The sequence below is a fragment of the Enterocloster lavalensis genome (assembly GCF_046603895.1).
GTDB classification, from domain to species: domain Bacteria; phylum Bacillota; class Clostridia; order Lachnospirales; family Lachnospiraceae; genus Enterocloster; species Enterocloster lavalensis.
This window is the reverse complement of the sequence record NZ_CP176637.1, coordinates 3211734-3232364: the sequence shown is the minus strand read 5'-3', so window position 1 is coordinate 3232364 and position 20631 is coordinate 3211734. Positions and strand designations below refer to the sequence as shown.

At 56.5% G+C, this 20631-nt stretch carries 16 protein-coding genes and 1 riboswitch; of the genes, 1 reads left to right on the top strand and 15 read right to left on the bottom strand.

Annotated features, from left to right (window positions below):
• Positions 1-87: 87 nt before the first annotated feature.
• The 14 genes from ACK2JC_RS14450 to ACK2JC_RS14385 all read right to left on the bottom strand — a co-directional run bounded on the left by ACK2JC_RS14450 (position 88) and on the right by ACK2JC_RS14385 (position 15921).
• Positions 88-417, bottom strand: coding sequence for a type II toxin-antitoxin system RelE/ParE family toxin (locus tag ACK2JC_RS14450; RefSeq protein ID WP_007706617.1), 330 nt, complete (start codon positions 415-417; stop codon positions 88-90).
• On the bottom strand, positions 414-719 hold the full coding sequence (locus ACK2JC_RS14445; protein WP_024736679.1) for a type II toxin-antitoxin system RelB/DinJ family antitoxin: 306 nt from the start codon (positions 717-719) through the stop codon (positions 414-416). Before ACK2JC_RS14445 ends, ACK2JC_RS14450 begins: the two co-directional genes overlap by 4 nt.
• A gap of 172 nt (positions 720-891) precedes the next feature.
• Positions 892-1380: a xanthine dehydrogenase subunit XdhC gene (gene xdhC, locus ACK2JC_RS14440; protein ID WP_092362589.1), complete on the bottom strand. Its 489-nt coding sequence runs from the start codon at positions 1378-1380 to the stop codon at positions 892-894.
• Positions 1373-2260 carry a xanthine dehydrogenase subunit XdhB gene (xdhB, locus tag ACK2JC_RS14435; RefSeq protein ID WP_320936309.1) on the bottom strand — a complete coding sequence of 296 codons (888 nt, stop codon included), beginning with the start codon at positions 2258-2260 and terminating at the stop codon, positions 1373-1375. Before xdhB ends, xdhC begins: the two co-directional genes overlap by 8 nt.
• Before the next feature lie 18 nt (positions 2261-2278).
• Positions 2279-4567 (bottom strand): xanthine dehydrogenase subunit XdhA, encoded by a 2289-nt coding sequence (gene xdhA, locus ACK2JC_RS14430; protein WP_320937733.1) that lies wholly within the window; start codon positions 4565-4567, stop codon positions 2279-2281.
• A 193-nt stretch (positions 4568-4760) separates the two neighbouring features.
• Entirely contained in the window at positions 4761-6155 is a 1395-nt protein-coding gene (locus ACK2JC_RS14425; protein ID WP_092362583.1) for an NCS2 family permease, read from the bottom strand.
• Positions 6156-6235: 80 nt separating this feature from the next.
• Positions 6236-7516: an amidohydrolase family protein gene (locus tag ACK2JC_RS14420; RefSeq protein ID WP_107436058.1), complete on the bottom strand. Its 1281-nt coding sequence runs from the start codon at positions 7514-7516 to the stop codon at positions 6236-6238.
• A gap of 175 nt (positions 7517-7691) precedes the next feature.
• A riboswitch (purine riboswitch) is annotated at positions 7692-7787 on the bottom strand.
• 184 nt (positions 7788-7971) lie between these two features.
• A complete protein-coding gene (locus ACK2JC_RS14415) occupies positions 7972-9456 on the bottom strand; it encodes a cytochrome c biogenesis protein CcdA (RefSeq protein ID WP_320936251.1) in 1485 nt (494 codons plus the stop codon).
• Between the two features lie 67 nt (positions 9457-9523).
• Complete coding sequence (locus ACK2JC_RS14410) at positions 9524-10891, bottom strand: FAD-dependent oxidoreductase (RefSeq protein ID WP_368272198.1); 1368 nt, start codon at positions 10889-10891, stop codon at positions 9524-9526.
• Between the two features lie 22 nt (positions 10892-10913).
• A complete protein-coding gene (locus ACK2JC_RS14405; RefSeq protein WP_092362574.1) occupies positions 10914-11342 on the bottom strand; it encodes an RrF2 family transcriptional regulator in 429 nt (142 codons plus the stop codon).
• 270 nt (positions 11343-11612) lie between these two features.
• The gene (locus ACK2JC_RS14400; protein WP_107436062.1) at positions 11613-12017 is read right to left on the bottom strand and encodes a hypothetical protein; all 405 of its coding nucleotides are present in this window, start codon (positions 12015-12017) and stop codon (positions 11613-11615) included.
• Between the two features lie 118 nt (positions 12018-12135).
• Positions 12136-12804: an HD domain-containing protein gene (locus ACK2JC_RS14395; protein WP_092362570.1), complete on the bottom strand. Its 669-nt coding sequence runs from the start codon at positions 12802-12804 to the stop codon at positions 12136-12138.
• 380 nt (positions 12805-13184) lie between these two features.
• Positions 13185-14309 carry a M20 family metallopeptidase gene (locus ACK2JC_RS14390; protein ID WP_227167260.1) on the bottom strand — a complete coding sequence of 375 codons (1125 nt, stop codon included), beginning with the start codon at positions 14307-14309 and terminating at the stop codon, positions 13185-13187.
• Positions 14310-14520: 211 nt separating this feature from the next.
• Entirely contained in the window at positions 14521-15921 is a 1401-nt protein-coding gene (locus tag ACK2JC_RS14385; RefSeq protein ID WP_092362566.1) for a YfcC family protein, read from the bottom strand.
• A gap of 492 nt (positions 15922-16413) precedes the next feature.
• On the opposite strand from ACK2JC_RS14385, the gene abc-f reads away from it, so the two are divergent.
• Positions 16414-17862 (top strand): ribosomal protection-like ABC-F family protein, encoded by a 1449-nt coding sequence (gene abc-f, locus ACK2JC_RS14380; protein ID WP_320936249.1) that lies wholly within the window; start codon positions 16414-16416, stop codon positions 17860-17862.
• Positions 17863-18096: 234 nt separating this feature from the next.
• Here abc-f and ACK2JC_RS14375 read toward each other — a convergent pair whose 3' ends face one another.
• Positions 18097-20631 (bottom strand): HD domain-containing phosphohydrolase, encoded by a 2535-nt coding sequence (locus ACK2JC_RS14375; protein ID WP_320936248.1) that lies wholly within the window; start codon positions 20629-20631, stop codon positions 18097-18099.

Here is a 20631-nt window from a genome sequence, read left to right as displayed (position 1 = left end):
AAAATCTGCGTAAAGCGGCCGCCGGGCTGTTTCCAACCGCGGCGGCCGCTTTTGCACTGCATCTACTTCACATCGATGCCTCTTATGCTAAAATTTTATGGTATTGCTAAGCTGTTTCCGAATATCCCGCCCACCATACATAATGCGGACAATATTTACAATCCCTTCCGTCTCATTTGGCAGATAGAAAACCAGGTAATTATCAACTGGAAAAAAACGGATACCCATACTATGCCAAGGCTCCTCCTCATACAAATGATGGCGCAAAGGCATATCATCCAAACTCCTGATTCTCTGCATAATCCGCCTTGCCTGATTTGCGGCGGTGTCCGGCACACACAATTCATTGGAAATGTATTCGTAAATCCTCCTCAAATCCAACCGCGCCTGCTCTGAATATACGATATTCCAGCTCATACGCCAAAATCTCTTTTCATTTCTTCTTCAATAAAATCCGCAGTGTGAACCTTGCCGGCTTTTATATCAGATAGACCCTTGTTGATCTCGGAATCAAACTGCTCCTTGGTCAGAGAGCCCATTGCGATTGGTGCACTTGCGGGCAGCTTCATTTCAAACGGAATACCGCGCTGCAGCACAACCTGTCTTAAAAACATTCCGATTGCATTGGACATGGGGATCCCCAACTGGTCCAATACCTCTTCCGCCTGTTCTTTAATCCCCGGCTCTACACGGGCAAAAATATTAGAGGTTCGTGCCATACTAATCACTTCCTTTCAAAGGTAGTATATCACAAAACGCTTGCGATATGCAAGCGAATCGCAAGCATTTACTGGTGATTTCGCTCCCGATAGCCGTCGGAAGCGGCCGCCGGGCTGTTTCCAACCGCGGCGGCCGCTTTCTGTATCGCTTATATGATAATATTCTATCCTCTCAGCTCTCTCCCACTACCTTATAGGTCTCCTCGACAATACGCTCCATAGCGTTTAAGATATTCTCATATCCGGTACACCGGCACAGGTGCCCGGAGATCAGTTTGCGCAGCTCATCCCGGTTGTAGCGCTTTCCGGTGCCCACGATTTCCACCGCGGACATGATCAGGCCCGGCGTACAGAAGCCGCACTGGACCGCCGCTTCCTCGATAAACGCCTTCTGGATGGGGCTTAATTCACCGTTCGGGCCCTTTAAGCCCTCCACGGTCATGATTCTGCGCCCCTCTGCCCAGACGGTGAGATAGATACAGCTGTCAATGGCCTCTCCGTCCACCAGCACCGTACAGGCGCCGCACTCGCCGACCTCGCAGCCCTTCTTTACGCTGGTCAGTCCCAGACGGTTCCGCAGGGTATCCAGCAGCGACTCCCTGGGATCGATGGCCACTTCCACATCATTTCCGTTGACCGCCATATGAACGATTTTAAGCATTCCACTCACCCCCTGCATTCAGCACCGCCTGCTTGAAGGCGCGTTTTGCCAGTTCCTCCACCAGCTGCAGACGGAACTCCTTGGAAGCTCTCCAGCTAGACCGCGGGTTCACCTCTTCCAGCGCGCCCTTGCCGATCCGTTCCGCCAGCTCCTCTCCAGCCTCGCAGCCCACCGCTTCCGCTTCGATTTTACCGCAGCGGATGGGCGTCGGGGCAGCCACCCCGTATGCCAGGCGCAGGTCGGCCACATGCCGTTTGTCCTCCGCCAGCTTCACGGATACCGCGCAGCCCAGTGTTGCGATCTCCATGGCGTTTCGTTTGCCGTATTTGATGTAGTGGCCTCCAAAGCCCTCGTAGTCCTCTTTGCGGATCCGGATGGCCGTGAGCACCTCGCTGTGATTTCTCACCGTGCGTCCCGGCCCGGCGTACCAGGCGCTGATGGGGACTTCCCGCACGCCCTCAGGCCCCTGAAGGACCAGAACCGCGTTTAAGCAGCACAGGCTGGAAGCGCTGTCCGCGCTGGTCACGCCGTTGCAGACATTTCCGCCGATGGTGCCGATGTTACGCAGCTGGGGACCACCGGCCTGATCCACCGCGTCGCCCAGCATGGGCACATAGCGGCGGATAATTTCATTGTTGGCAATATGGGAGAAGGTGGTGCAGGGGCCGATCACGATGGTGCCGTCCGGCTCCCGGGAAACGCCCTCCAACTCTTTGATTCCGTGGATACTCACCAGGGAACACCCGGCCAGCTTACCCTCGCGAATCTTGATCAGCACATCGCTGCCGCCGGAAATCACCACTGCATCGGGATCATTTTCCAGAGCGCGGATGGCATCCGCAACATCCACTGCCTGATCATATTTCTCAATATCATACATGACAAAACACCGCCCTTTCTATATGAGTCCGGCTGCTTTGAAGTGGGCCACCATCTTCTGCGGGTCCATGGGCAGACTGTCCACCGCCACTCCGGTTGCATTTAACACCGCGTTACGGATGGCCGGCGCCACGGGAATCGCAGGCGGCTCGCCCAGCGCCTTGTTGCCGAAGGGCCCTGTGGGATCGTTGATCTCCACAAATTCCACGTGAAGGTCCGGCGTATCCATGGCTGTGGGCAGCTTGTAGTCCAACAGGTTGTCGTTTAACGGCCGTCCCTTGGCGTCAAAGAGCAGCTGTTCGCTGAGGCCGTATCCCAGCCCCATGCTCATGCCGCCGTGCACCTGGGCCTCGGCCAGCTTGGGATTGATGAGAACTCCGCTGTCGTGGACGTTGATAATATTGGTCACCTTAACCTTACCCAACGGCATATCCACCTCCACCTCCACAAAGCAGGCTCCGGAGGCGAAGGTATTGTCCTTACAGTGGTTGGTGGCTTCCGCCGTAATATGTACGGAGCGGTCCAGGCTGTAGATCGCCGTGGTTGCCAGCTCCTCCATGGAGAGAAGAACCTCCCCGCTCTCCCGTTCCACCACGCAGTTCTCCTTCACATCCAGGGTATCCATAGGACGCTTCAACATGTAGGAAGCGTAGTCCAGAATCTTTTCTTTGAATAATGTTCCGGTCTTTACCACCGCCTTGCCGCTCACATAGGTCTGACGGGAGGCGTAAGCTCCGGTGTCAAAGGGCGAACTATCCGTGTCCTGGGTGGATATCACATTAACCCGGTCCTCGGTGATTCCGGTGACCTGAGCCGCCATCTGCGCAAATACCGTGTCCGCGCCCTGGCCGATCTCGGTGGCCCCCATCATCAGCTGCATGGAGCCGTCCTGGTTTAAGACCATCCGGCAGGAGGCCGTCTCCAGGGAGATGGGGTAGACTCCGGTCTTGTAGCAGAAAATCGCCATTCCGATTCCCTTGCGCACCGGCCCGGTCTGATTCGCATACTCCCGGCGCTTCTCGTCCCAGCCTATAAATTCCCGGCCCTTTTCCATACATTCCCTGAGGCCGTAGGAGTTAAACTTCACATGGGTGTGAGGATCCTCATACCCGTCCTGCATACAGTTCTTTCTGCGGAATTCCAGGGGATCCATTCCCAGCTGCAACGCCAGGTCGTCGGCCATGCACTCCGCCGCAAAGGCGGCCTGGGGGATTCCGTAACCGCGCATGGCGCCGCCGGTGGCGATGTTGGTGTACACCGTGTAGGCGTCGGCTTCCAGCGCTTTTTCATCGTGATAAATCTGTTTAAATTCATTTGAAGTGTTCGCCACAATGGCGTGAGCGTGGCTGGCATATCCGCCCTGGTTGGAGTAAGCGGTAAGCTTTCTGGCCACCAGGGTGCCGTCCTTCCTGGCCGCCGCCTTCACGTGAAGGTCCATAGCGTGGCGGACTCTGGTGCAGGCCAGCGTTTCCTCCCTGCTGATCTCCATCTTCACGCAGCGCCCGCCTACCAACGTGCACAGATAGGCGTTTAACGGCTCGTACAGCACATCCTGTTTATTGCCGAACCCGCCGCCGATATACGGCTTGATCACCCGGATCATCCCCATAGGCACGCCCAGCGCCTGACTGATCACCCGGCGCACGATATGGGGGATCTGGGTTGAGGTAGTTACGACAATACGCCCTTTTTCCATGTAGGCAAAGGAAACCGGCGTCTCTATATGGCAGTGCTGCACGCTTTGCGTCCCGTACTTCTTGTCGATAACAATAAGGCCCTCTTCCTCTGCGGCCTCCTCGTAGCTCAGTTCGCCCAGCTTGAATCCAGAGTGGGCGATCAGGTTGCCCGGCTTCTCGTCGTGCAGCTGGGCCGCCCCCTCCGCCAGGGCTTCTTCCGGCGTGAGAAGCGGCGGATACTCTTCATATTCCACCATCACCAGCCGCGCTGCCCTGGCCGCGGCGATCTCATCCTCCGCGACCACGGCGGCGATATCATCGCCGTACACGCGGACCCGTGTGTTTAAAAGCTTCCGGTCCGCGATGTCCTGATGGGCCGTCTCCACGGACCAGGGATGGCCCGCGGTGGGGAACTGGTAGTCCGGCACATCAAAACATGTGACGATCTTCACAACTCCCGGCACCGCCAGGGCCGCCTCCAGGTCAAATCCTTTTACTACCCCGTTGGCGATGGTACTTCTGACCACTTTCGCGACCAGAGCGCCTTTCGGTTCCAGATCGGCCGTATATTGGGCGCCGCCCGTCACCTTCTCGCATGCGTCAACGCGGATGATACTTTTTCCAACTGCCATTGACAATACCTCCTGGTTTTAAACCAACGCCTACAGATGCTGCTCAGTCCAGACGGCTTATCTTCTTGACCGATAATGCTGGTCAAGAAGCATCGGATGTCCATCCGATGTGAAAATTGGCAGGTAAAGCTGCTTACAAGCGAGCTTGACGCTGCTTTACCTGCCAATTTTCCCGCCGTCTGAACGGTTAAGGTTAAATCATCACATACTTGAGCACAAACAACACGGCCAGGACATACATCAGCGCGCTGATCTTCTTCTCCTTGGCACGTCCGGTAGCCAGATTGATTACAACGTAAGAGATAACGCCCATTGCGATACCTTCGGAAATGCTGTACATAAACGGCATTGCGATTACTGCAATATATGCGGGGATCGCTTCCGTAAAGTCATTGAAATCCACTTTCAGGATCGCGGAAATCATCAAAAATCCTACCACGATCAGAGCCGGAGCCGTTGCAAAGGACGGGATGGCTAAGAAAATCGGGGACAGGAACAGGCTCAGTCCGAAGAATGCAGCCGCAGTCACCGCAGTCAGACCGGTTCTTCCGCCTTCCGCAACGCCGGAGGCGCTCTCCACGAAGGTTGTGGTGGTGGAGGTTCCGAACAGTGCGCCTAAAGAAGTACCAATCGCGTCGGAGAGCAGGGCGCCGCGGATCTTCGGCAGCTTTCCGTCCTTATCCAGCATATCCGCCTTGGAGGCTACGCCGATCAGGGTGCCCAGGGTATCGAACATATCCACAAACAGGAACGCAAACATTACCACCAGGAAGTCCAGGGACAGTACCCGGCTGAAATCTACGTGCATAAAGGTTTCCTTCATGCTGGGAATACCAAAACCGGATGTGAAATCCGGAATCACGCTGAACATGCCCAGGTCCGCGTTGGGCTGGTACAGGCCGGTCACTTCGCAGAGAATTCCTAAAATCCAGGTGATCAGGATGCCCCACAGGATATTTCCCTTGATGCCCTTAACGATCAGGATACCGGTGATCAGAACTCCGATTAACGCCAGCAGAACGGTAATTCCCTCGGAATTAAAGTTGCCTGCCGCGATGGAGCCTTTAAATGAATAAACGGAAACAAGTGTTGCGCTGTCCACAACGATCTTCGCGTTCTGAAGTCCGATAAATGCGATGAACAGTCCGATACCGGCGGACACCGCGTGCTTTAAGTTGATGGGGATGGCGTTGAAAATCGCTTCACGCACATTGGTCAGGGACAGGGCGATGAAGATCAGGCCTTCCACGAACACTGCGGCCAGAGCCATCTGCCAGGTATAACCCATCTGCAGCACCACAGTGTAGGCAAAATATGCGTTTAAGCCCATGCCGGGAGCCAGAACGAAGGGATAGTTGGCAAACGCGGCCATCAGGAGGGTCGCCACCAGGGAAGCCAGCGCCGTAGCGGTGAACACCGCTCCCCGGTCCATTCCGGCATCACTTAAAATGTTGGGGTTAACTGCCAGTATGTACGCCATGGTCATGAACGTGGTAATACCGGCGATTACCTCTGTCTTGACGTCGGTGTGGTTCTCCGACAGATGAAACACCTTTTCCAAAAATCCTTGGTTGTTCTTTGTTTCCATACTTCCTACCTCCTTAAAAGTTGAAACATATAGTTTCTTTTTTCAGGGGGCCCGCTTCCCGGGCGTACCCCCATACCTACCTAAAAGATTCTTCGTCCCGCCACGAATTTTCCGGCAATGTGCCGGTCGTCGGACAGGTAAATCAGGCGCTCCAGCCGCTCGGCCAGATCCAGTTCCTGGGGATGCTGAAGTTCTGCGTCGTCCAGAACCACCGCATCCAGTTCATAACCCGGTTCAAAGCTTCCCACCTTTCCGAAGAAGGCTCCGCCGCCTTTGGTTCCAAGGTAAAACGCTTCCTGAACGGTCAGGGGCTTTAAGCGGTCGTCCGTTAGCCGCCAGCGCAGCTTCGACACCTGGATCGCATCCGCCATGGCCCGGAACACGGACTCCCCGGTTCCCCCAGCCACGTCCGTCCCCAGGCCGATGTTCATACCCTGGTCCAGATAGGTGCGCACCGGCGCGATACCGGAGGATAAGTTGGTGTTGCTCTGGGGACAGTGGGCCACGTAAACGCCCCGCTCCTTCATCCGCGCGATCTCCGCCTCGGGCGGCCACACGCAGTGGGCCATCACCGTATCCACTCCGCCTCCGAAAAGTCCGAAGTGGTCGTAAGCATCTCCATAAAACTCAGACCAGGGGCAAAGCTCCTTCACCCAGGCGATCTCACCCTGGTTTTCCGACAGATGGGACTGGACCGGAAGGTCAAAATCCCTCTGAATCTCTTTCAAACGCCCCATCAGTTCATCCGTACAGGAGGGGATAAACCGCGGCGTCAAAATGGGCCTTGTATTCTCATAGCGCCCGTGAATCTGTTCCAGCCAGGCCAACGTATCCCGGGCGGAGGCCTCTGCGCTCTCCTCGATCAGGATATCCGGGCTGTTCCGGTCCATATTCACCTTGCCCACCATGGTCTTAAGACCTGTCTCCTCCATCAGGTCCATGAGCATAACCGTGGACTCCCGGTGGATGGTGGCGAAAATGCAGGCTCTGGTGGTGGCGCTGCGCTTCATATTCCCGGCAAAAATCGTGTAACCTCTCCTGGCGTACTCCAGATCGCCGTACTTGGCCTCCTCAGGGAATGTCCGCGTATTCAGCCATTCCAAAAGCTCCAGATCCATCCCCAGACCGCGGAAGCCGTACTGTGGCGCGTGCAGATGGAGATCGGTCAGCCCGGGAATGATCAGCCGGTCCCCGAAGTCCTTTAGTGGCCATCCGGCGTACTGCTCCGGCAGCTCCCGGTAAACGCCTGCGCTTGTTCCGTCCTCGCAGACCAGGTAGCCCGCTTCTATGGTTTCCAGCGTTGTCGGATCCAGGCTGTAGCAGATGTTGCCCCTGAGCACAAAATTGCGTGTTTCTTTCATAGGCATCCTACTTCCTTCCATTTTCAACTCCCTGCCAAACAGCGGCCAGCCTTCCGGACGGCTGGGGTCACATACAATCTCCCAGGATTCCCAGTTGAATTGTACCCAACAAAAAACCAACTACCGCTGTTTACGCAAGTTCACACCCCCGTCTTCCGGTCTCCAATGGCCGGACGGCAGGGATGCGAAAACTCATAGTCAACTATTGCGGTAGTTGGTAGAAACACTCATCCGATTATGAGCATATATAAGTTTTCTACATGAATCTAAATTTTTTTGTAATTGTTGGTACCTTCATGTTATCACAATGTACAACGCTTTGTCAATTACAATTTTGTTTTTGTGCATTTTCCCTTTGTTTATAAAAATTTTGTTAAAACATCTAAAAAAGTTTTGAGGGACCGTTCTTTTTTGAAAAGAAGATCCCCCAAAACTCATTTCGGATTATGATGTTTTTATTGCTGGCGGATGCCCGTCATGGTCTGCTGCACAATGCTCTCCATCATATCCCCGCTCAGACTGCCGGAGGCGTAGCCGAACACATTTCCATCCTTGTCGATCATGAAGGTGGTGGGGAAGGCGCTGATCATGTACTGGGAGAACGTGTCTCCGGTAAGGTCCATCACCACGGGGAAGGTGTAGCCGTTGTCCTTCAGGAACTTTTCAACCACGTCCTGGGTCTCGTCGCTGTTGTTCGGATACTCAGCCGTCTTGGGATTGGCAACCCCCAGCACGATTAAGTCGCCCTCGTTCTCGCCGTAGCGCTCATAGAGAGCCTGGATCTCTGGCATCTCCCGCTTGCAGGGCGGACACCAGGTGGCCCAGAAGTTTAAGAACACCGTTTTACCCTTATATTCGGACAGGGTGTGCGTGTTTCCGTACTGATCCGTCAGCGTGAAGTCAAAGGCCGGAAGCACATCCGGCTCCTCTGCCGCAGTGGTCTCCTGTGCGGCGGCCGACTGGTCCGCGTTCCCGCCGGACTGTGCCGCGGTCTCGCCGGACGCCTGGCCATTTGCGCCGCCTTCAGACGGGGTTTCGCCGGCCGCCTGGCCGCTCCCGCCACCCTCAGCCACCGTCCCTCCGGACGCCTGGCCGCTCTTATCGCCCTCAGCTCCGGTATCCCCGGCCCCAAGGCCACTCTCATCCGAGGGCTGCCCGCCGCCTGGCGTCTGGGGCGCGGTCTGCTGGGTTCCGGGCGTGCCTGCTCCGCCAAAGGAGGACAAGTAGCTGGTGATGCCGTTCATGTATCCGGTGAACGTCATAAGACCCATGAGGATCAGCAGAACGCCGCCGATTTTAACGGTATAGCGCACCACGCTCTGGTGGTTTCGGAAGAAGTCCAGCACCGATCCGGTGAACAGGCCCACCGCCAAAAACGGGATTACAAAGCCCAGGGTATACACGCCGATCAGCCACAGCCCGTGGGCCTTCTGGCCCGCCGAGGACACCATCAAAAGCACGCTTCCCAGCGTGGGGCCCACGCAGGGAGTCCATGCAAAGCTGAAGGTGAAGCCCAGCAGCAGGGCGATGACAGGGTTCATGGTAAAGCGGCTTAAGTTGAAGGGAAGCCGGTGCTCCCGCTCAATGGCTCCGGAATGGCCCAGCGCCCCGAGCTGATAAAGCCCGAACAGCACCATGATCATGCCGCTGATTCTCGCAAACCAGGTCCGGTTGTTGCTGAAGAAACGTCCAAGGGCGGAAAAACCGAAGCCCAGCACAAAGAATGTGAAGCTGATTCCCAGCACAAAGAACAGAGTGTTCACCATCACGCGCCGGCGCGGATAGGTCACCCGTCCATTTTCGTCGACGGTTTTGGCTCCTCCTGCCAGATAGCTGATATACAGGGGCACCAGGGGAAGCACGCAGGGCGAGAAAAAGCTCAGCAGCCCCTGAATAAATACGGTAATAACCGGAACTCCGGTTCCTATCGAAAAACCCATAAATTCTCCTCTCATCATTTCAAGTCCGCCCGGGTCAGGGCTTTTATTGTGTCGGCACTTCTTTGCCTCAGATCGCGAATAAGTCGTTCATTCCCTCGCTCATGGTGGGGTGGGTGTAGATTCCGTCGCGCAGCACCGTGTAGGGCAGCCCCGCGTCCATGGCGATCTTGATCATGTTGATCAGCTCCTGGGACTCGGAGCAGAACAGCTGCGCGCCGAGCACCAGCCCGGTGTCCGCGTCCACCACGGCCTTCATCAGACCGGTGGTCCTGCCCAAAAGCTTCGCCCGCGGCATGGTTCCAACCACCAGGCGTCCCACCTTTACCTTGTGGCCGTTTTCAACCGCCTTCGCCTCGCTCATTCCAACTCTGGAGAAGGGCGGGTCCACAAACACGCTGAACGCAACCTGACCGCGGTTCTCCGTGGTGCGCTCGCCATTTCCCAGAATCTGGGACTTCACAATGCGGGAGTCGTCCAGGGAAATGTAGGTGAACTGAAGTCCGCCCTTCACATCGCCCATGGCCCAGATATAGGGTACGCTGGTGCGCAGGCCGGCGTCCGTCTTTACCTCGCCGCGGGCGGTCAGTTCCACCCCTGCGGCCTCCAGATTCAGGCCCTCCAGGTTGGGTCTGCGGCCGGTGGCCACCAGAATTGCCTGAGCCGGAGCCTCTGCTGTTTTGCCGTCCGCCTCGTAGACAACGGCCGCTGCGCCGCCCTGTTCCTTCACCTGGGTGATGCGGGCGCCGGTGATAATGGAAATCCCCCGCTCCTCAAGGCTGGCGCGGACCGCCGCCGCAACCTCTTCGTCGTCTCTGGGTAAGAATCTGGGACCGTCCTGGATCATGGTCACCCTGGAGCCAAAGTTGGCGAAGATCGAGGCAAACTCCAGGCCGATGTAACCGCCGCCGATGACCACCAGGCGCTCCGGCAGCTCTTCCAGCTCCATCATGGACTCGCTGGTGTACGCCAGGCGGCAGTCCGCCAGACCGGGGATGGGCGGGATGAAGGGGCGGGAGCCGGTGTTGATGTAAATGCGGTCGCCCTCCAAAAGCTCCGTGCTTCCGTCCGCCATGGTTACCTGCACGTGGTGGCTGTCCACAAAACTGCCCAGACCGGTCAGGACCTCTACCCGGTCCAGGGAGTCCAGCTTCTGATAGTTCTTCTGGCGCAGACCGGAGGTGAGATCGCGTTTCCCCTCAATGGCCTTGCGGTAACGCTCCCGGCGCTCCTCAAAGCTGCCGCCCAGCGCTTCCGACCGGGCCGCCTGATTCTCCAGGTACTTGGTGGGAATACACGCCACGTTGATACAGGTGCCGCCGTACATCTTGTCGGACCGCTCCACCATAGCTACGGTCTGGCCAGCCTTTGCCAGCGCGCCTGCCAGTGTTTTTCCGCCTTTGCCAAAGCCGATGATTATATTCTCAAATTTCTTCATAAAAATATCCCCTTTCCGGAATTTACCGCTCTTTATTTTGATTGCCGAAAATACGATGGTCCAGTGTGCCGATGGTGATCTCCTTCAGCCGCTTGCGGCACTGTTCGTTGAGATCGTCGAAAATCTCATCCATCAGCCCCGCCATGCCGGAGGCCACCAGGCACTTCATATCCGTGTCGCCGCTCTTCCAGGCTGTGTCCACAAACCGGATTTCCAGCGCCTGCGCGATCTGGTCCAGCGTGACCCGGTCCGCGTCCTGGTCAAACAGATAACCGCCTTCACTTCCTTCCTTCGTTTTTACAAAACCGGCCTTTTTCAGCTTTGCCATGACTTTGCGCACCCGGGCCGGGTTGGTGCAGATATTCTCCGCCAGCTCCTCGCTGGAAAGCACCTTGGCCTTGTGGTTTAAGTACACCAGTGCATGGACCGCCACGCAGTAATCACTCGTCATTTTCCGATTCCCCCTTGTGTTCGCTTCTTTTCTTTTAACTGTAATTATTTTCTTTACATTTCATGCTGTAACTATATCATGTACAGTTCGCTTTGTCAACAGGCAAATTAGAAATATTTTCGGGCGCTGCGCGTTATCCGGCAGGAAAATGGCAGGCAGGCAGCCCATTGCACAGAACAATCGGCCGCAGGCTGCACCGGCCCATTGCATTTAATAAAAATGCGGCCGCACCGCAGCCGCAATAAATTCTATATGGTCGTGATTCTCCGATCAGCTCTTTTTAATGAAATCCGTGCCGCACTTGGGGCAATGGATGCTCACTCTGCCGCGCCCCCTTGGAATGCGGATCTTCTGGCCGCAGCTGGGGCACTTGTAAATGTGGTACTGCCTGCTCTCCCGGAAGCGGAACTGCCATTTTTTAAGCGGCTCTCTCACCCGGAAGGTCATCCGCAGGAACGCCTGGTTCTCCTGATAGCGCTTGCTGATATTCCTGGAAAACATCCGGAAATAAAGAAACACGATGCCCGCCAGCTCCAGCAGCTCCAGCGGCCACACTCTGACGAACAGATTGATCAGAATCACCGCCAGCACAGCGTAGAGCAAAAACTGGTTCAGCTGGTCCATACCGTAGCGCCCAATCATAAACCGCTGCAGCTTCTCTCTGAATTTTCCCATCAAAAATCCCCCTTATCCCGTGGTGTTCGAAGAATACTATATCCGGGCGGGGCGGGAAAGTCAATGGAGCCGGGCAAGATTTTAGCGTTATTTAAGAATTGCCGGAACCGCCCGGACCTCAGCTCACGCGGCTGCCGTTTGCCACCAGCTTGAATTTGAGTCCCAGGACCTCGGCGGCCCGGCGGCACATCATCATGCGTTGGAGAAAGATTTCAAAATAGTCCATCACCGTACTCATGGCGTCGTCCAGCTCCAGATCCATCTGGATCACCCGCTTCTCCGTGTTGACCTTCAGCGTGGCGGAGAGAGCCGCGTAATTGACCCGGTCGTGGGCGTCGAAGCTGGCGATAATGGGGTTGCGAACCCGGTTGCGGCGCACGTCCGTCTTGTCCGCCAGAATCACCGCCGCGCTGACCACGTCCACTGCCGTGCCCGTGGCCTCGTCGTGGTGACCGATGGCTCCGGTGATTGTGACGATGTCCTGAAGCGGCATTCCCAGATCCTTTAAAATCTGGTAGGCCAGTATGGCCCCGCTGTGGGCGTGGTCATGGCGGTTGATGCTGTTGCCGATATCGTGCATATAGCCGGCGATCCTGGCCAGCTCCATCTCATGGCTGCCGTAGCCCAGATCCTTTAATATTTTGGCCGCGGTCTCCGCCACCTTGGCCGCGTGCTTCTTTGAGTGTTCCGTGTAGCCCAGAACGCCGAGAATTTCGTTTCCCTTCTCGATCAACTGGTTGATTTCCTTGTTTCCGCGTATGTCTTTATAAGTAACTGTCTCCTTCACTGGCTCTGTTCTTCCTTTTTTATGTTAATATTCCGCGATTGGCGGGCCTTTATACTCGTGGAGGGCGCGCTGGTATAAAACGGGCGCGGGATGCACGAGCGCTGTGTACAAAATGCCTGATTGTACGCTCTGAGGCCGTGGTAAACGGGTTATAGACGGCCTTCCCGGTAATTTGCAGCGCTTTGGTCAGTATACCGTTATGGCAGGAATGTGCGATACCATGTTATGGTAAATTGTACGTCAAGTAAAGGTAAAAGCACGAAATGCGGCCAGGTAATCGCCCACAGGCTGCGCCAGTGGCCCATTACATTCAACAAAAACGGCCCCGGCGCATCGATACGCCGGAGCCATTTTCCAAAAGCCGCATTCAGCGGCTCTGATTAAATTTTCAAAATCAGCGAAGCCAGAAGCGCAATCCTGGGCACATACTGGTCAATCAGGATATGCTCATTCACCGCGTGTGCACCGTCGCCCCAGGCGCCCAGCCCGTCCAGCGTGGGTACGCCCATGGCGCTTACCTTGTTGCCGTCGCTGCCGCCGCCCACAAACTGGTGGGAGAAGGACAGCCCCAGCTTTTCGCCGCACTGGGCAGCCAGCTCGTAGAGCCCCAGGTTGCCGGGAGTCTGCTCCATGGGCGGCATGCCCTCGTCCACGGCCACCTCTCTTGTGGTCCCCGGCACGCTGACTGCCAGGTTGGTGAGCAGCCCGCGGATGCGCTCGCCCTCGGACATCTTCATATAACGGCAGTCCACCGTATAGGACGCCAGATCCGGCACCACGTTGGCTTTGGTTCCGCCGCTGCAAATGCCCACGTTCAGGGTGGTTCCCGCCTCATAATCGGTCAGGCTGTGCACGTACTGAATCTCCCGGGCCATCTCCTCGATGGCGTTGATCCCGCCCTTGTGGTTGTTGCCCGCGTGGGTGGCCTTGCCGTGGATGGTAATCTCAAAACCGATACTTCCCTTGCGCCCGGTCTTTAAATCACCGTTGCTGGTACATGGCTCGCACACCAGCGCCGCCTTGCAGCCCTGGGCCTGTTCGCAGATAATGGAGCTGGACTCGGGGCTTCTGATCTCCTCGTCGCCGTTGATTACCATGCGCAGGCATTTTCCGGGATCGATTCCAAGATCTTTGTAAGCCTTCATGGACCAGATCGCAGAGACCAGTCCGGATTTCATATCCAGCACGCCGGGGCCGTGAAGCTCATTTCCCTCCTGGCGCAGCTCCATGGAGCCGATGGGACACACGGTGTCATAGTGTCCGATCAGAAGCACGGTGCCGTCCCCCTGGCCGAACTCGAATTTCATGGGATTGTGCCCGCCCTTTGCCTCGTAAACAAAGGTGTCCGAACCGGTTCTCTCCTTGATCAGCCGGATCAGAACCTCGCGGACATGGGCCAGCTGGTCGATGTCCGAGGTGGACGCCTCCGCCAGCACCAGTTCCTTTAAATCCGCGAAAATTTCCGCTTCATGCTCTTTTAAATACGCTAATAATTTCTGTTCCATATCGCCATTCCTTTCTATCATAAGATATCGCCGGGATGCTACCGCGCCTCTAGTACTGTGTACCGTAAGTCCTTGTGCATAGAGTGCCCGCTATCCGCATTAGAAGTGTGTCTGCGAATCGACGGCGTAGTGGGCCTACGGCTAGATTCGCAGGCGCAGTTCTGGTGTGGATAGCGGGTGCTATATGCATGAGGACTTGCGATACGCAGTACTAGTGATATCCTATCATAACTGCTACAATAATGGCAACCGTACAGATCGCCGTCCAGATCAAAAACAGCGGAACCTGGAATTTCAGCCATTTGGAGAACGGAACGCCCGCCACGCCCAGAGCCGCCATCAGCACGCCGGAGGTGGGAATAATGGTATTGGACAGTCCGTCGCCGTACTGGTAGGCCAGAACCGCAACCTGGCGGGTCACGCCGATTACGTCCGCAAGGGGCGTCATGATGGGCATAACGATGGCCGCCTGGCCGGATGCGGAGCTGACGAAGAAGTTAAACACCAGGTTGATGTAGAACATGGCCACAGCCGCCAGCGCCTGGGGAAGAACCTTTAAGGGCAGGGATGCGGCGTAAATGATGGTGTGGATGATGTTTCCGTCTGTCAGGAGTACGGAAATGGCGCTGGCAAAACCGATCAGGATCGCGCCGTAGGCCATCTCACGGCAGCCCTTCATAAAGGCGCGGGAAATCTCATCCGCGGACATACCTGCGATAAAGCCGGAGATCACGGAAGCGGCCAGCATGTAGGCGGCCATGTACTCCTGGCCCCAGCCCTTGGTCACGGCTCCCCAAACATAAAATCCCAGGCTGCCGAACACGATTACCAGAATCAGAACGTCTTTTTTGCTGAAGGAGTGCTCCTGCTCCATCTCATCCAGCTCGCCAAAGCCCGCGTACTCGGTTCCGTAGAGGATGCTCTTGGAGTTGTCCAAACGGATCTTGCGGCAGTAGCGCAGCACGTAGATAATGGTCACCACCGTCACGATGGAGGTGACGATAAAACGCAGTCCGATGCCGGACAGCACGGGAATCTCCGCAATCTGCTGGGCGATCTGCACGGAACCTGCCGCCATGAAGGAGGTACACCAGCCGGCAAAACAGCCCAGGTAGATAATGGCCATGGCCGATATGCGGTCCATCTTCATCTGCTGGGCCACCACCAAGCCGATGGGAATAAAGGCCACTACAGGGTTAATCAGAACGCCGGTTGCTCCCAGGAACGCGAAGCAGAGCATCACGATGGGGATTGCGATCAGAGCCTTGTCCTTCAGGCGCTTGATGGCAACCGCCAGGCCGTTGGTGATGGCGCCGGTCTCATTGACGATCTTAAAGTATCCTCCAATCAGGGTTACAAAGAAAATTGTTGAATAATTCTTATTCAGTCCTGTATAAAAAGCCATCAGGAACTGCAAAATCGTGGTGGGCGTCCTCTGTACATAATGGAATGAATTGGGATCCACCACCTGTTTTCCGGTTGCCTCGCTGGTGACCATATCGTAGGTGCCCGCCGGCACGATGTACGTGAGAGCGGCCATCACGATCAGCATAATCGCTACCAAAACATATGTATCCGGCAGCTTAAAGCCTTTTTTCTTCTTCTCTTTCATGCTCTACCTCCTTGTTGCTCCGTTTCTCTTTACCTGTATATAACGATTGGAGATTCCCCCGTATCTCTGTCGCGTTAATATTTTACTAATATAAATTACGAAAATGTAAATGTCAACCTTCATTTTCATATTTATACAATATGCCGAATACATATTCTCATATTTCTACAAATTGCCTCAAAAACAGGCCTTGACACGCCGTTGTTTCTCGTTTATAATCGGGGCAAATTTAAGCGTGAAAGGTGGCAGACCGAAGAATGATTATTAACGAATGAACAGACGGCAGCAATTTTTAACAGCAGACCGCGTCCCCGCATTTGTATGGCGAGGCGTATTGTTTGCGTGCAGTCAGTCATTTCGTTCAGTCATTCACCGGTCCGCCGCTGAAAACAGGCGGCGTTTGGGTTTATGGGAACCCAGGCGTCCTGTTTTTCATGAGGCTTTTTTCTGTGAATCCGTTCTGAGCGAGATGCGTTTGGGAGGGATTTTTTTATGTTGTTGAGCGCACAGAATGTGAAAAAGGAATACGGCATTCAGAAGATTTTAGACATCGGGCGGCTGGAAATTCAGGACGGGGACCGGATTGGCCTCATCGGCCGCAACGGAACCGGCAAAAGCACGCTCCTCGGCGTGCTGTCCGGGCGGATCGCCGCGGACGGTGGGTCCGTCAGACGGTCCTGCGAGATCGCGGAGATTTTGCAGACCGCAGAGCTTTTGCCCGGCGATGAAAACGACGGGCCGGAAGAACGGCTGATCAGCCGCATGAGACTGCGGGGAAGCGCGGTGAAAAGCGGCGGGGAGCGCACACGTTTGGCCATCGCGGCGGCATTTTCCAAACGGGCGCCGCTGCTTTTTGCGGATGAGCCCACCACCAACCTGGATTTAGACGGCGTTAACGCGCTGGAAAAGATGCTGGCCGGGTACCGGGGCGCGATTTTAATGGTGTCCCACGACCGCAGGCTTTTGGACCGGGTCTGCAACCGGATCTGGGAGCTGGAGGACGGGGCCGTGCGGGTATTTGACGGCAACTATTCCCAGTGGGCGGAGCAGACCCGCAGGGAGCGGGATTTCCAGGAATTCGAATACCAGCAGTACCGCAGGGAGAAGCGGCGGCTGGAGCTGGCCGCAGACGAGCTGGTCCGCCACGGCAGTCAGATGCGAAAGCCGCCGAAACGCATGAGCAGCAGCGAGTGGATTCTCTACAAGGGTACGGCGGCGATCCAGCAGGGACACGTCCAGAGCAACGCCCGCGCCATCGCCACCCGCATCGAACAGCTGGAGAAAAAAGAACGTCCAAGGCAGTTGCCGGACGTGTCCATGAAACTGCCGGACAGCGGGCGGATCCGGGCCCGATACGCAGCCACGGTGCGGAATTTGACCGTGGCTTACGGGGAGCGTTTGGTGTTAAACAATGTCAGCCTGTCCGTGGAGTCCGGCAGGCGCACCTTTATCACCGGAGGCAACGGAGCGGGCAAGTCCACCCTCATCCACGCCCTGATGGCCGGGGCACATGGTACGTTTATCACCTCCGAGGCCAGAGTGGCCTATTTCTCCCAGGATCAGGATACGCTGGACCCGGACAAAACGGTGCTGGAAAACGTGACAAGGGACGCCGCCTATCCCCAGCATATCTGCCGGGCCGTGCTCTCCAACCTCTATATGAGCCTGCGGGACATGGAAAAGCCGGTGAAGGTGCTCTCCGGGGGCGAGCGGGTCAAAACCGCCCTCGCCAAGGTACTGGTCGGGGGCTGCAACTTCCTGATTCTGGATGAGCCCACCAACCATATGGACGTGTACACCATGGAGGGGCTGGAAAAGCTGCTGGCCGGGTATGACGGAACGCTGCTGGCGGTGAGCCACGACCGCGCGTTTATCGAGCACGTGGGCGATGTGGTGTACCATCTGGCAGACGGCTGCCTGATGCCGGAGGACGCGCCGTAGGGCGGTGGACGGGGCATACCGGGCGGCAGCTGAGACATACCGAGCGGCAGCCAGGGCATACCGGGCCGCAGCCGGCGCATACCGGGCCGCAGCCGGCGCATACCGGGCCGCAGCCGGCGCATACCGGGCCGCAGCCGGCGCATACCGGGCCGCAGCCGGCGCGAACGACCAACGCTTTTGCGTAAAACAGGGCGGCTTCCGGAATCATAGGATTCCAAAAACCGCCCTGTAATATTATTCTTTCATAAGACCTTCGTCGATCACCGGAACTACCGCACCGCTCCCGATCATTTCAATAAAGAGCGGCACCAGCTCCGGGTCAAACTGGCTTCCGGCGCCCTTTTCCAGCTCTCCCACCGCGAACTCCACGGACATGCTGGGCTTGTAACACCGCTTTGACACCATGGCGTCAAAGGAGTCCGCCACGCAGAGAATCCGGGCTGCCAGCGGGATATCCTTTCCCGCGATGCGCCGGGGATAACCCTTGCCGTCAAATCGCTCGTGGTGGCCCAGCACGGCCGGGATCACGTAGTCCATGTTGGGAAGGTGGCGGATGATCTCCACCGAGGACTCCACGTGGCGCTTCATGGCATCGTACTCCTCGTCGGTCAGCTTCCCTTCTTTATTCAGAATATTCTCCGGGATGCCGATCTTGCCGATATCGTGAAGCAGAGCCGCCTCCTTGAGGATTTCCCGGTACTCGTCGCTGGTGCCGATGGCTCTGGCGATGGCCTCCGCGTAGTAGGCCACATTCTTGGAGTGCTGGAACGTGTAATGGTCCTTGGCGTCGATGGCTGCCGTCAGGGCGTAGATCGTGGGCGCGTACTCGGAGTACATGCTCTTGTGCTTTTTGGCCAGCCCTTCGTCCGTGTCCCGGCGGCCGATGATTCCGTCCGAGTACACCAGAATCCCATTTTTGCCGGAGCGCTTCACGTGGTACACCGCGCGGTCCGCGTTGGAAACCAACTCGTTTAAGGAGGAGGCCGCGTAGGGAACAGCGCAGATTCCGCAGCTCACGGTCAGGGTTTTCAGATATGTATCTGAGGAGTTCCGGTTCATGTTCTGAATCTGGCGGCTGATATTCTCGGCCAGGTTCTGGGCGGAGTAGATATCGTAGTCCGGCAGAATGGCGGCGAACTCCTTGCCGCTGTAGCGGGCGCAGTAACCGTTGCTCCCCACGGTGCCCTTTATGATCTGGGCAATATGGACCAGGGCCTTGTCCCCCTCATTGTTGCCGTAGAGCTGATTGTACAGCTTGAAATCGTCCACATTGAAGATCACCAGGGTTAATGAGGTCTTGCGGCATTTCTCGTAATTTTCCTCCAGCACCTCATAGAAATACTTGCGGTTGAGCAGGCCGGTCAGTTCGTCGGTGCGCGCCTCCAGGTAAGCCTTCTCGTAAAGCCGGGAATTTTTTACCGCGATGGAGCTGACGGATTCCAGGGAGTTCAAGAAGCTGATGTCCTCCACCGTATAACCCCACTGGAATTTCCCCTTTTTCTCCTTCCGCCCCAGCAGCACGATGCCCACCAGGTCGTTGTTGTCCTTCAGGGGCAGAACGCACTCGATTTTCATCGTGTCCAGGCGGTGCTTTTCGTCCTCCCACATGGATTTATACTCCACGGTACGCCTGAAATCCCGAAGCAGCAGGCAGGTGTCGTGGCTTCTGAGCCAGGCCACCATGGGATGCCCCTGGTCCATGGAGAAATTCCGGTCGTCCAATGGACTGCTGCTGTAGGTGGCCGGGTAGCTCCCGTCCGACTCCCGTATGCAGATGTAGATCTTTTTCACGTTCAGGGTATCCCGGATCACGTCCACCAGGGCCCCCAGGATCTCGTTGAGACGCAGGCTGCGGGACACCTGGGTGGTGTACTCCCCCAGCCGCTCCGTCTGGCTGATCTCCTCTTTCACAAAAAGCTGGTCAAAAAACCTTCGTGTGATAAAGTAAATGAGCATGGTGGCCAGCATGGTCATAACGGCTACAATCATCACGCTGGAGGAGGCCAGCACGGGAATCTCCACCCGGATCAGCGCATCCAGGGACTGGGCCAGGCTGTAGAACGCCACCACGCTGATTCCCATCGCAATCACGTAGCAGTTCACCCGGGACACCAGCATGGTCAGGCGGAACACCCGGCGGGTGTACAGGGTATAGAACATCACCACCGCGTTGCCCACGCCGGCCAGAATATCAATGGGGAAGCCGTTGAACACCGGCAGCGCCAGATTTCCCAGGAACAGAAGCATTTCCCCGAACAACAGGGGCAGCACCTGGGACGTCATTCCCGGCTTTTTCCGGGACCGCACCGCCATAGCCATGGTGTGCAGCACGATCAGAAGGCACAGGCCGTACATGATGCCCACCTGCCACTTCATGTCGTACACAAACCGCACGCCGCCTTTTGCCTCCACCAGCCGGGGCGCAGCCAACAGCCATCCGGTTTTTAAGTTTACCAGGCAGCCCGCAAGGGACAAGGCCAGCCAGATCCGGTGCCTGGTTCTGGCAGGCTGGCCGCAGAAATCCCGGATAAAGCAGAAATAGGCGTAGGGAACCAGCCAGATTCCGGCCAGGGAAAAGTGGTACCAAAGCCGGTAGCCGGGCCAGGCCTGCAGACGCATGAGCAGCGAGCCGCCGGTCCACAGGATCATGGTGAACAGGACGGCGATAAAATCCGTGATCAGCTTGGACTTTTTGGCCGTGAGGAACGCCAGCATAAGGAATGCGTAGAAATACAGCGCGGTTATGGAAATAAATACAAAACTGCTCAT

What these genes read in the sequence shown, in the direction of transcription:
- ACK2JC_RS14450 (WP_007706617.1), bottom strand. Translation starts at nt 417, where the DNA reads ATGAGCTGGAATATCGTATATTCAGAGCAGGCGCGGTTGGATTTGAGG.
- ACK2JC_RS14390 (WP_227167260.1), bottom strand. Translation starts at nt 14,309, where the DNA reads ATGGAACAGAAATTATTAGCGTATTTAAAAGAGCATGAAGCGGAAATT.
- ACK2JC_RS14425 (WP_092362583.1), bottom strand. Translation starts at nt 6,155, where the DNA reads ATGGAAACAAAGAACAACCAAGGATTTTTGGAAAAGGTGTTTCATCTG.
- ACK2JC_RS14420 (WP_107436058.1), bottom strand. Translation starts at nt 7,516, where the DNA reads ATGAAAGAAACACGCAATTTTGTGCTCAGGGGCAACATCTGCTACAGC.
- ACK2JC_RS14385 (WP_092362566.1), bottom strand. Translation starts at nt 15,921, where the DNA reads ATGAAAGAGAAGAAGAAAAAAGGCTTTAAGCTGCCGGATACATATGTT.
- xdhC (WP_092362589.1), bottom strand. Translation starts at nt 1,380, where the DNA reads ATGCTTAAAATCGTTCATATGGCGGTCAACGGAAATGATGTGGAAGTG.
- xdhA (WP_320937733.1), bottom strand. Translation starts at nt 4,567, where the DNA reads ATGGCAGTTGGAAAAAGTATCATCCGCGTTGACGCATGCGAGAAGGTG.
- ACK2JC_RS14410 (WP_368272198.1), bottom strand. Translation starts at nt 10,891, where the DNA reads ATGAAGAAATTTGAGAATATAATCATCGGCTTTGGCAAAGGCGGAAAA.
- ACK2JC_RS14445 (WP_024736679.1), bottom strand. Translation starts at nt 719, where the DNA reads ATGGCACGAACCTCTAATATTTTTGCCCGTGTAGAGCCGGGGATTAAA.
- ACK2JC_RS14400 (WP_107436062.1), bottom strand. Translation starts at nt 12,017, where the DNA reads ATGGGAAAATTCAGAGAGAAGCTGCAGCGGTTTATGATTGGGCGCTAC.
- ACK2JC_RS14405 (WP_092362574.1), bottom strand. Translation starts at nt 11,342, where the DNA reads ATGACGAGTGATTACTGCGTGGCGGTCCATGCACTGGTGTACTTAAAC.
- xdhB (WP_320936309.1), bottom strand. Translation starts at nt 2,260, where the DNA reads ATGTATGATATTGAGAAATATGATCAGGCAGTGGATGTTGCGGATGCC.
- ACK2JC_RS14375 (WP_320936248.1), bottom strand. Translation starts at nt 20,631, where the DNA reads ATGAGCAGTTTTGTATTTATTTCCATAACCGCGCTGTATTTCTACGCA.
- ACK2JC_RS14415 (WP_320936251.1), bottom strand. Translation starts at nt 9,456, where the DNA reads ATGGGTTTTTCGATAGGAACCGGAGTTCCGGTTATTACCGTATTTATT.
- abc-f (WP_320936249.1), top strand. Translation starts at nt 16,414, where the DNA reads ATGTTGTTGAGCGCACAGAATGTGAAAAAGGAATACGGCATTCAGAAG.